The 11724-nt window shown below is 47.3% G+C and carries 7 protein-coding genes; all 7 read left to right on the top strand.

Going from position 1 to position 11724, the window contains the following annotated elements; translation table 11 throughout:
- Nucleotides 1–109: 109 nt before the first annotated feature.
- A complete protein-coding gene (gene mutS / locus AC1VYS_RS16750; protein WP_482910643.1) occupies nucleotides 110–2914 on the top strand; it encodes a DNA mismatch repair protein MutS in 2805 nt (934 codons plus the stop codon).
- A gap of 22 nt (nucleotides 2915–2936) precedes the next feature.
- The gene (mutL, locus tag AC1VYS_RS16745; protein WP_482910642.1) at nucleotides 2937–5375 is read left to right on the top strand and encodes a DNA mismatch repair endonuclease MutL; all 2439 of its coding nucleotides are present in this window, start codon (nucleotides 2937–2939) and stop codon (nucleotides 5373–5375) included.
- Between the two features lie 17 nt (nucleotides 5376–5392).
- A complete protein-coding gene (locus AC1VYS_RS16740; RefSeq protein ID WP_482910641.1) occupies nucleotides 5393–6178 on the top strand; it encodes a class I SAM-dependent methyltransferase in 786 nt (261 codons plus the stop codon).
- Nucleotides 6159–7115: a tRNA (adenosine(37)-N6)-dimethylallyltransferase MiaA gene (miaA, locus tag AC1VYS_RS16735; protein WP_482910640.1), complete on the top strand. Its 957-nt coding sequence runs from the start codon at nucleotides 6159–6161 to the stop codon at nucleotides 7113–7115. The genes AC1VYS_RS16740 and miaA overlap by 20 nt, the downstream gene beginning before the upstream one ends.
- Nucleotides 7116–7667: 552 nt before the next feature.
- Entirely contained in the window at nucleotides 7668–7910 is a 243-nt protein-coding gene (gene hfq, locus AC1VYS_RS16730) for an RNA chaperone Hfq (protein ID WP_090916826.1), read from the top strand.
- Between the two features lie 168 nt (nucleotides 7911–8078).
- Nucleotides 8079–10760: a transglycosylase domain-containing protein gene (locus AC1VYS_RS16725; protein WP_482910639.1), complete on the top strand. Its 2682-nt coding sequence runs from the start codon at nucleotides 8079–8081 to the stop codon at nucleotides 10758–10760.
- A 294-nt stretch (nucleotides 10761–11054) separates the two neighbouring features.
- Nucleotides 11055–11618, top strand: a complete 564-nt coding sequence (locus AC1VYS_RS16720; protein WP_441922783.1) for a ribonuclease FAU-1 family protein — start codon at nucleotides 11055–11057, stop codon at nucleotides 11616–11618.
- Nucleotides 11619–11724: the final 106 nt, after the last annotated feature.

The following is an 11724-nucleotide window of genomic DNA, read 5'->3' as shown; positions in this document are numbered from 1 at the left end:
CGAACAGACCGAACATAAGGCGGAGGTGCGATCTTAGTGCCTGACCGCCTTATTGCCTTCGTGGGACATTTCTTCCTGACATCATAGGAACGGATGGTGGATCGATATCATGGCTCAGTACACGCCAATGATTCAACAATATTTGCAAGTGAAGGCCGAGGCACAGGATGCATTTCTTTTTTTCAGATTAGGTGACTTTTACGAAATGTTCTTCGATGACGCAATCAATGCTGCAAGAGAACTGGAGATCACGTTAACAGCACGCAACGGGGGAACAGATGACAAAATTCCGATGTGCGGCGTGCCCTATCATTCGGCTGAAAATTACATACAGCGTCTGATTGAGAAAGGGTATAAAGTAGCGATCTGCGAGCAGATGGAAGATCCGACAGTTACCAAAGGCATGGTAAGACGCGAAATTGTTCGTGTAGTCACACCCGGAACGGTAATGGAAGGCAAGACGCTGGGGGATAAGTCCAACAACTACATGGTGTGTCTGACCGGTAACCAAAACACGCTCGCTCTTGCTGCCTGCGATCTCTCTACAGGGGAACTGTACGTGACTTCGGTACCTTATTCCAAGGAATGGCTTAAGGACGAAATTGGCATCTACGAGCCGTCTGAACTTGTTGGAGATGCAGCCCTGCTGGAGCTCGTAGAATCCGAATCATCTCCGATCGGGCGTCCGGTAGTCTATACCGCATGGACTAAAAGCAAGGAGGACCTCGTACGTCAGCAGTTTGGCGAGTCGGTATGGGCAAGGCTGGAGCCGGAACGGCAGGCGTGTGTAGCCCGCCTATTTTCTTATCTGAGTGAAACGCAGAAGCGCTCACTTGGACAATTGACACAGATATCTGCGTATGAGCCGGATCATTATATGATTCTTGACCCGTTTACACGCCGTAATCTGGAGCTTGTAGAGACGGTCCGAGAACGTTCCAAGAAGGGCTCTCTGCTGTGGCTGCTTGATCGCACGGAGACGTCTATGGGTGCCCGGATGATGCGGCGCTGGGTGGATAAACCTCTTTTGCAAAAAGGGAAGATCAATGAACGACTGGAAGCAGTGGATACGCTCTATAACCAGTTTATTCTGCGTGAGGATCTGAGAGCTGAGCTGAAGGACATTTATGACCTGGAACGTCTGGTGGGACGAATTGCTTTTGGTAATGCAAATGGTCGTGATCTGAATGCTCTCAAATCGTCACTGGACAAAATTCCGAGTCTGCGCCAACACTGTGCAGCTTCTTCGTCTACAACACTTAGGCACATTGCTGAAATGATGGATGACTGCGCTGATCTGCGTGATGCCATAGGACAGGCTATCGTGGATGAACCGCCGGTGTCGGTTAAAGATGGGGGCTTGATCCGCGAAGGATACCATGCCCGTCTAGATGAGCTACGGGAGGCTTCGGTGAACGGTAAGCAGTGGATTGCCGAGCTTGAAGCAAGAGAACGTGAAGCCACGGGCATTCGCTCGCTGAAAATAGGATACAACAAAGTGTTCGGATATTACATCGAAATTACCAAATCGAATCTTGCTTCACTTCCTGAAGGACGTTATGAGCGCAAACAAACACTTGCGAACGCTGAACGATATATTACGCCTGAACTGAAAGAGAAGGAGACATTGATCCTGGAAGCTCAGGATAAAATGGTGGATATTGAGTACAGCTTGTTCGCTGAGTTGCGTGATCGTCTGAATCAGGAGATTGCTCGCTTGCAGAAGCTGGCTGAGCAGGTCGCTGAGATTGATGTGTATCAATCGTTTGCAGTGATTAGTGCAGAACGTAATTTTGTGCGTCCCGTACTGACGGATGGATATAATCTCGTCGTCGAGCAAGGACGGCATCCGGTCGTAGAGGCCGTCATGCGTGATGGGGCGTTTATTGCCAACCACACTGCGATGACGAAGGAAGAGGCGCGTATTCTATTGATTACCGGGCCGAATATGGCGGGTAAAAGTACGTATATGAGACAAGTGGCGCTCATCTCGATTTTGGCGCAGATCGGATGTTTTGTGCCTGCGGGTCAAGCGGAAGTACCTATTATGGATCGGATTTTCACACGGATTGGTGCTGCGGATGATCTGATCGGCGGACAGAGTACGTTTATGGTGGAGATGGCAGATATTCAGGTCATGACCGAAAAGGCAACCCCGCGTAGTCTGATCATCATTGATGAATTGGGTCGCGGGACTTCTACCAGCGAAGGCATGGCGATTGCACAATCGGTCATTGAATATGTGCATGACGTGATTGGGTGTAAAGCACTGGTATCGACACACTTCCATGAGCTGGCTCATCTGGAGGAAAGCCTGGACAGGCTGGCCAACTATTCGATGGCAGTTCAGGAAAGCGGCGATAAGGTGAACTTCTTGCGCAAGCTGATTGCAGGAGCGGCAAGTAGCAGTTACGGCATCTATTGTGCACGGCTTGCGGGTCTCCCTGATAGCATCATTGAGCGTGCTAATGGACTACTGCATGGTTTCGAACAAGCGGCCTCACAGGTAGCGGTAGGCAGTGAGTTTGTGAGTGAGAACAGACCACCAACGAGACAGCGGTCAGAGGATCAGAAGCAGTCGGGGCCTCAGTCGGCAAGTCGTTTGGAATCTTCTGTTACCGGGGAACAATCGTTTATTCGGGAACGAAACACGAGCGAACTTGTTGCGCCAGCAGAAGCGGTAACAGCGGAAGATGTAGTAGTTTCTCAGGAACAGCATGAGGTTGTACAGTTGTCGATCTTCGACGACGAGGAGCCGCCAGCAATGCAGCCTTCACGAACAGTAGTGGTGGAGGACAAACCTGCACGCGAACTGATTCGCCATATGAAAGAAATTGATGTTATGAACATGACGCCTTTGCAGGCGATGCAAATCTTAAATGAACTTAAATTAAAGGCACAGCAATTATCCTGAGTAACCGGGAGGAGGAGAACCTGTGGCGAAAATTCATGTGCTTGATGAACATATTGCCAACCAGATTGCGGCAGGCGAGGTGGTTGAACGGCCTGCATCTGTCGTGAAGGAACTGCTGGAAAATGCGGTGGATGCGGGGGCCTCCAAGATTGAAGTTGCGGTGGAGGAAGGCGGGCTGCTTCGCATCCGGGTGAAGGATAACGGCTCAGGCATTGAGCCGGACGATCTGGAAACAGCTTTCTATCGTCACGCGACCAGCAAAATAACCCATGGACGTGATCTGTTTCAGATCACAAGTCTTGGGTTCCGCGGAGAGGCGCTGCCAAGTATTGCAGCCGTCTCCAAGGTGGAAGTGCTGACGGCTAGCGGAGACGACGGCCGGGGGCGGCGTATCGTGATTGAAGGCGGTAAGCTCTGCGAGCACGAAGATGCCGCATCACCACAAGGAACGGAGTTCGTGGTGAAGGAGTTATTTTACAATACACCTGCCAGACTAAAGTATATGAAAACCATTCAAACCGAGCTGGGTCACATCTCAGATGTGTTATATCGCATGGCGATGTCGCATCCACATATTTCGTTCACCCTTCGGCACAATGAGAATACGTTACTGCAAACGCTGGGTAATGGTGATCTGTTACAAGTGGTCGCAGCAATCTATGGTACAAGTGCGGCTAAAGCGATGTTACCTATTGAGGGCGAAAACCTGGATTATAAAATCAGCGGTCTAATCAGTCTGCCAGAATGGACCCGTGCGAACCGTGCGGGTATGTCAACGATTGTAAATGGACGTTATATTCGCAACTATGGGTTAAACCAAGCGATTCTCAAAGCCTATCATACATTGTTGCCTATTAATCGTTTTCCGCTGGTAGTACTGCAACTAGAGATGCACCCTTCACTTGTGGACGTGAACGTTCATCCGGCTAAGCTGGAGGTTCGTTTCAGCAAAGAGGCGGAGCTTTACGAGTTTGTGGAAACCACACTGCGTGGTATTTTGCGGCAAGAGGTTTTGATTCCGCAAGTACGGAAACAGCAGATCAGGCGTGGAGATGACAGTTCGTTTATTCAAGAGCAATTTCTTTTCCCGCGCGGCTCAGTGAAAGAGCAGGATGTTAGCGAAGGGTATGGTCAACAAGGTCCGCTTGGCAAGGATATTCAAAACAGTAGAGATGGTAAAGATGTGAAAGAAACGAAAGACACGAAAGACACGAAAGAAACACATCTTTCCAAAAGTTTGTCTTCTTCTGTGTCCATACCTGGAGGTTTAGAAGACGATCATTCCGATCTGGATGCACCAGCGGAACTTGAAACAGCGACAGGAACAAACAATGATAATGGGTTAGTACCAGCAGTAGATCAGATCGCATCCACTTTGACGCAAACACCTCCTTTACCTGAAGCGCCGCCAGAATCAGCACCCGTATATGAGCCACAAGATTCTTGGAGTAGTGCCCAGATTGAGCAAGAAAAGGGTTATAGGAACTCTGATTTGCCTAACGGTAATCCAGGTGAACCACATAGTAGTCCCGATGGAGGAGCGAATGGTGACCATCAAAGTGCAGCAACGCGCTTAGATTCAGGCAGGAATGTGACTGAGGGTGGGCGTGTACATTCCGATGAACGTTCAAGCGAGAAGGCGAGCGAAAGTGCAGAGGTTAATAACGGCGAAGGGACTGTTGCGAGTACAACTGGAACCCGAGATGCTGTGCAGAGTCAAACAGGAGCATATTACTCAGCATCCAACAGCACTCCTGTAAGGGAGAGCCGTTCACCATATGATTCAGCAGGTTCAAAAGGAGAACGAAGCTGGAAAAAGACGTCTATGCCTGATCCAGCCAAGCTTTCAGCCGCAATGCACTCAGATCCTTCCATGCCTGCGTTCCCTGAACTTAGTTTGATCGGTCAGCATCATGGAACGTATTTAATTGCACAAAACGATGAAGGTTTATACTTGATCGACCAGCATGCCGCTCACGAACGGGTGAACTACGAGTACTATTATGAGAAGTTTGGTAATCCGGCTCAGGCTTCGCAGGAGTTGCTACTGCCGATTACACTTGAATTCACACCTTCGGAGACGGAAAAGCTAAAAGCTAGACTTGCCTGGTTTGAACAGGCAGGGGTATATCTGGAACATTTCGGCGGACAAACTTTCCGCGTACGTTCTCACCCCTATTGGTTCCCCAAAGGGGACGAAAAAGACATCATTGAAGAAATGTCCGAATGGGTTCTCAGCGAACGTAGCATTGATGTGGCCAAGATGCGGGAAGCAGCTTCGATTATGTGCTCCTGTAAAGCTTCGATAAAAGCAAATCAGAAGCTCACGGATCGGGAGGCTGAGGTATTGATACAGCGTCTGGGTTCATGCCGGCAGCCCTATACCTGTCCACATGGACGGCCGATTGTGATTTCATTTTCAACATATGATCTGGAGAAATTATTTAAACGAGTGATGTAGTTTTATAGGGGGATATTATGTATATAACGACGGGTGACAAGGAGGCGGCCATTCTGGTTGAACGTGCGCAAGCACTGGCTGCTTCAACTGGAGGCACCTACGTAGCACGCAACAGAACATCTCTGCCCAAATTGCTTGAGCAGTATGGGGTACAGGAGATTCTGGTGGTGTTAAAAGGTAGAGCACGCTTGTTCCGAAAGGATGCGTCGGAGCTGGAATTCCACCCGAGTATGGGGTTTGTACGTGCCAAACGTGTTCTACGTGGAGAGTCTGATCCGATGCTGGAAGCAGGTGCTGTACTCAAAGGAGATACCGTTGTGGACTGCACGGCAGGACTCGGTTCGGATGCACTCGTATTTGCGGTTGCGACAGGTGTTCAAGGTTGTGTAATGGCCTGTGAAAGCTCCGAGCCACTCTATACACTTCTACTTGATGGCATGTCCCATTATGAGAGCAACGAGCCTTCCATAGACGAGGCGTTCCGGCGCATCGAACTGCGAAATCAGAATCATCTGGAACTGCTTCGTTCTTTGCCTGACCGTAGCTGTGATACAGTGTATTTTGATCCGATGTTTCGAGAGCCGATGATGGATTCGAGTGCAATCCAGCCTTTACGGGACTATGCGAATGCCCGTGCATTAGCGGAAGAGAGCATTAGCGAGGCGAAAAGAGTTGCCCGCAAGCGAGTGGTCATGAAAGAAAAACGCGGCAGCGCAGAGTTTGAAAGGCTTGGATTCCAGGTGCTGGATCGGGCCAATGCAAAAACCTTGTACGGAGTGATTAATGTTGAAATCGGAAGTTAAAACAAAACCTAAGCTGCTGGTGCTCGTTGGACCAACAGCTGTAGGCAAGACAAGATTAAGCATTGAGCTGGCACGGAATTTTAATTGCGAAGTCATTTCGGGAGATTCCATGCAGGTTTATCGAGAGATGGATATTGGAACCGCGAAAATAACGCCGGAAGAAATGAAGGGAATCACCCATCATCTAATTGACATTCATGAACCGGAATATCCTTATTCCGTCGCCGAGTTCCAAGAGAGTTGCACACGTTTGATTCCTGAGATTCATGAACGGGGTAACTTGCCTTTTATCGTGGGTGGCACGGGGCTGTACGTAGAATCGGTTTGTTATGGTTTTCAATTTTCGGATAGCGGTTCGGATGAAGCATTCAGAGAAGAGCAGTTCAGTTATGCGCAGCAACATGGGGCACAGGCACTTCATGATCGGCTCAGGGAGGTTGATCCAGCGAGTGCGGATCGTCTTCATCCGAACGACCAACGACGCATTGTACGTGCGCTTGAAATTTTCCATCTAACAGGAGAGAAATGGTCGGAGCAGCTGGCTGTTCAGAAAAAGGAGTCTCCGTACGATCTGCTCATCATCGGATTGACGATGGATCGCCAGAAGTTATATGCACGCGTCGAAGAACGAATCGATCTGATGATTGAGCAAGGACTGGTGAATGAGGTAAAAGCGTTGCTGGAACGCGGAGTCGCGCGAGGTCATATTTCCATGCAGGGCTTGGGATACAAGGAAATTGCCGCATATTTGCAAGGAGAAGTCAGCTGGGAGGCTGCGGTGGAGTGGCTCAAGAGGGATACGCGCCGTTTTGCCAAACGCCAGTTGTCCTGGTTCCGCCATATGAAAGATATTCAGTGGGTGGATATGACAGACACTGAAAATTTCGAAGACCATTACAACCAAGTAAGTGAATTAATTACACGTACATTTAAGTAACTTTAGTCAAACGGAACCTCTACTTTTCAATGAAAAGCCGGAGGTTTTTTATTATGTTTTAAGTTTGCTGCATGTATGCGTGTATATGAACAAAGGAGTTGCCCAATATGATTCAAATTCCTGATTTAAGGATAAAATTTAATTAACCAATCTTCGGAAATTTGAGTTTTTGAGATCGAAGATTAAAGAATCTGATCTGCTAATCTGTCTTAGAGTAACGCTCGCATAGAGCGAATTATCGTTCTGGTATGGAACTATTTACTAGTAGAGTGATGTTATATAACTCGGTATAACGCTGTAGAATTTGTATCAACAGACCTCGTTATACGGTTATTAGGTGAAATTTGTCCCTCTTTTGCAAATCTGTAAGGCAGTGTATAATGGATAAGTCTTCTAATTCTAAAACCTTTCTAAAAGGAGCAGCGAAAAAGGAGACAAGGGGTTTTTGTGGATTATATGAAACTGTTCATGATATAATAGCACGAAAGCTACTCAGCGATATTGAATAATACTTACACTACGAATTCAAATGAACCAATGGGGGTACGGCTAATGAACAAGTCCATCAACATCCAAGATACGTTCTTGAACCAACTGCGGAAAGAAAATATTCCGGCTACGGTCTATCTGACCAACGGCTTCCAAATCCGCGGGACGATCAAGGCATTTGACAATTTTACGATCGTCATTGACAGCGACGGACGCCAGCAAATGGTCTACAAGCATGCCATCTCCACGTTCACGCCGCAACGCAGCGTATCGCTGATGCAGCAAGACAACGGCGGCGAAGCTTAAAAAATTCCGAAACCTTTTCACAAACCATTTCGTCTACAAGTATAGGTATTGAAACAGAGCAACCTAATAAGGGTTGTTCTTTTCATTCCGGGCAAAATAGGTTTAATATAAGCTTGTGCTCGTCAGAGAAATAGAAAACATGCAACTGAAAGGGAGTCAGGAGGTAACATGCCAAACGATCCGTTATCGAGGTCTAACAATCGCAACACCAATAACAAGTCAAACCAAAAAGCGAAACCTAAAACCTCTAAAAAGAAAAAAATTACGGGGAAACGCGTAGGGTGGACTTTGTTTTTCACAATGGCAGTTGCCATTTTCTGTGCGTTAGGCGGATATCTGTTTATTTTAATTAGTGGTGAACGCCTTCTTACAGCCAACATGGATAAAACAACGATTAATGAAACGTCAAAGGTATATGACCGCAACCGCAACATTATCGGTGAACTTTCTATTAAAAAGCTGGACCCCGTGGAATCCGATGATATTCCGAAACTGGTTAAGGAAGCTTTTGTAGCAACAGAGGATAAACGTTTCTATGAACACCAGGGTGTAGATCTCTGGTCAATTGGCCGTGCGGCAGTCAAAGATATTATGGCACGTTCCATGGTGGAGGGGGGCAGTACGCTGACCCAACAACTAGCCAAAAATATGTTCCTGTCACGAGACAAAACGTTCTTCCGGAAAGCTACAGAGGTTTCGATTGCGATGGCTTTGGAACGTAAGTTTTCCAAAGACGAAATATTAACGATGTACCTGAACCGGATTTTCTTTGGTCATCAGCGATACGGGATCAAGGCAGCATCGGAGTTTTATTTTGGGAAAAGTAACCTGAAGGACCTTGAATTGTGGCAGATTGCTACTCTGGCTGCTATGCCTAAAGGGCCATCTGCATACAATCCGCTAAGTAATCCAAATGATTCAAAGACACGCCGTGGTGTTGTTCTGCAGTTAATGTATGAGCAAGGTTACATCAGTGAAGCGGAGATGAACAAAGCCAAGGCTGTGGATTATAAATATACGCCGCCAGAGAAAGATCGAAAGTATCAAGCCTTTATTGACTATGTGCTCCGAGAAGCGGAACGTGTAACTGGCATGACGGAAGATGATCTCAACATTGGCGGGTTCAAAATTTTCACAACGATGGATGCACAGGCTCAAACTGCTATGGAAAATGCTTTCTCAGAAGATAGTTTGTTCGAGGCAAGCAAGGATGATCAACAAGTACAAGGTTCGATGGTCATTATGAACCATGAAAATGGCAGTCTGGTTGCCTTGTTAGGCGGACGTGACTATCAAACCAAAGGGTATAGCCGCGTAACACAAAGCCGGAGACAGCCAGGGTCTGCGTTTAAACCAATCGTTTCCTACGCTCCTGCGCTTGAGTCAGGGCAGTACAATGCGAACTCGCCGCTGAGTAATGCGAAGCAATGTTTTGGCAACTATTGCCCAGGCAACCTTCACGGGTACTCTTCCACGATCAGTATGACGGATGCCATAACGAAATCGGAAAATATTCCTGCTGTTTGGCTGCTGGATAAGATCGGGGTAAATACAGGAGTTAATTTTGCGAAAAGTGTAGGCATTCAGCTGACTGATCAGGATAAAAACCTGGCAATTGCTCTCGGTGGTCTTAGCAAAGGGACCAATACGCTGGAGATGGCTCAAGCCTACAGCGCATTTGCGAACCTTGGTGAGTATCAGCAAGCATACTCGATTAAAAGTATTGAGGACAGCAGCAATAAAACCATTTACAAACGTGATAAATCAGAGACCAAACGTGTCATGAGTGAGCAAAATGCGTATCAACTTACTCAGATGCTGCAAAATGTAGTAAATGACGGTACAGGACGCTCGGCTCGTCTGGATCGGCCAGTAGCAGGTAAAACGGGAACGGTGCAAAGTGGCATCGCTGGCAACAGCTCTAACCGCGACGTATGGTTTGTTGGATATACGCCAGAGTGGACCGCTGCCGTCTGGATGGGTTATGACAATCCGGATGCAAAACATATGCTGAAGAACAGCAGTAAGCTGTCAGCAGCGTTTTTCGCCAAAGTTATGGGCGACGCATTAAAAGGAGTTCCGGTGAAAGATTTCAAAACGCCAGCCGGCGGTCAGGCGCCTCCACCTGTGGAGGAACAACAGAAACCCGAATTATCAGTCGGCGGATTGAATGCATCTTATGACCCTTCTACACAAACCGTTTCCCTCAATTGGACGGGAACAGGTGATGCGAGTACACAGTATCGTATCTATCGGAAGGAAACCTCGGAAGCTCAATTCACGCATCTGATCGACTCTATTGGTTCAACGAGTGCCCAGGATTTAAGTGCGCTGCCAGGTCTGACCTATGAGTATTATGTAACGGCATTTGATCTGTCAACCAGACAGGAAACGAGTCCAACGAATACCGTTTCACTTATGATTGAAGCACAAGAGGTCGAACCGCAACAGCCAGACCCAGGCACAGACTCTGGAACTGGTACTGATCCTGAGGGACCAGGAACGGATAATCCGGATAATGGCGGAGGCGATAACGGTAATCCAGATGGCAACAATGGGAATGGCAACGACGGTGACAATGGCAATAATGGAAATGGGAATAACGGTAACAATGGAAATAACGGAAACGGGAATAACGGTAATAATGGCAATAATGGTGGCCCAGGCAATGGTCAGCCGGATGGTGGCGGTACTCCGCCAGGTCAGGGAACCACAGATCCTGGGAGCGACGGCTCGACGGATGGTGGAGTGAGTGTGCCGGGTCAAGTTGTTACACCAGATAGTGGAACAGGTGGAGAAGGCGGAGGAGCGGAAGCCCCTTCCACGCCTCAATCTGGTTCAGGGGGATAAACATCATAACCCCAAGGTAAAATAGTTGTTCTCAAAACTGCTTCCCGGTTCGCCGATGAAGCAGTTTTTTTATTACAAAAGACAGGTTGCATTACAATATGCAAGATCATGTGATATATGAATATCGACAGAAGAAGCTTGTTTTGAGTGTATCCTCTAAATATGGTAAGCTGTAGCTATTCGTAATGCGTTGTAAAGAGCAGAGCTTTAGGTGCTAGCTCTCTGGTCAGCGTATAATTGTTCACCAATCTAAAATGCAGATCGCGGATCTGCAGTCGGCAAAGAGGGGTTCGTATGAAACGGAAATTCGGGGATCGCGCAAACTGGCGCCGGATTACGAACCGACAATTTACATGCCGGTTCGTTCAGTCCAAAATTTTTACAGGTTACATTACGCTGTATACCATACAGGATTTGAAAGAACCTTTGTGGAAAACGTATGGAGGTACTACCTTTTGTATTGCTGACAAGGGTTATTCTTGGCTTCAGTATTATCCGAAGGGAGAACACTTTGTCGTTACAGCGATGTTTGATGATCAACAGCGGATTGTAGAGTGGTACATCGATACTTGCCGCAGCCAGGGAATTACGGATCAGGGCGTTCCATGGTTTGATGATCTTTATTTGGATGTTGTTGTGCTTAAGGATGGAGAGATCTTTTTGCTGGATGAAGATGAGCTAGAAGATGCTTTGTCACGGAAACATATTACAACGGGTGATTATGATCTCGCAAACAAGACAGCGAAGGATCTGCTGCACGCGATTGATGCTCACGTATTTCCATACTTTCAATTATCGTTGAAGCACAGACAGACGTTATTTGAGAACGGTGAATTTCGGAAAAACATCCAGATCTGAAACGAATTTTTCTGATCCGAACTTTTCTTGTACATCCTTCTAATATCTGGACACCTGATAGAATACATTAATAATCAGGAGAGAACAGCCCGATAAAATAGAGGTG

The organism is Paenibacillus sp. G34 (genome assembly GCF_056856875.1).
The sequence above is the reverse complement of the archived record's forward strand: the minus strand, read 5'-3'. Positions and strand labels throughout refer to the sequence as shown.

Coding starts and splice junctions, on each gene's coding strand:
- mutS (WP_482910643.1), top strand. CDS start 110: ATGGCTCAGTACACGCCAATGATTCAACAATATTTGCAAGTGAAGGCC.
- AC1VYS_RS16740 (WP_482910641.1), top strand. CDS start 5,393: ATGTATATAACGACGGGTGACAAGGAGGCGGCCATTCTGGTTGAACGT.
- miaA (WP_482910640.1), top strand. CDS start 6,159: ATGTTGAAATCGGAAGTTAAAACAAAACCTAAGCTGCTGGTGCTCGTT.
- hfq (WP_090916826.1), top strand. CDS start 7,668: ATGAACAAGTCCATCAACATCCAAGATACGTTCTTGAACCAACTGCGG.
- AC1VYS_RS16725 (WP_482910639.1), top strand. CDS start 8,079: ATGCCAAACGATCCGTTATCGAGGTCTAACAATCGCAACACCAATAAC.
- AC1VYS_RS16720 (WP_441922783.1), top strand. CDS start 11,055: ATGAAACGGAAATTCGGGGATCGCGCAAACTGGCGCCGGATTACGAAC.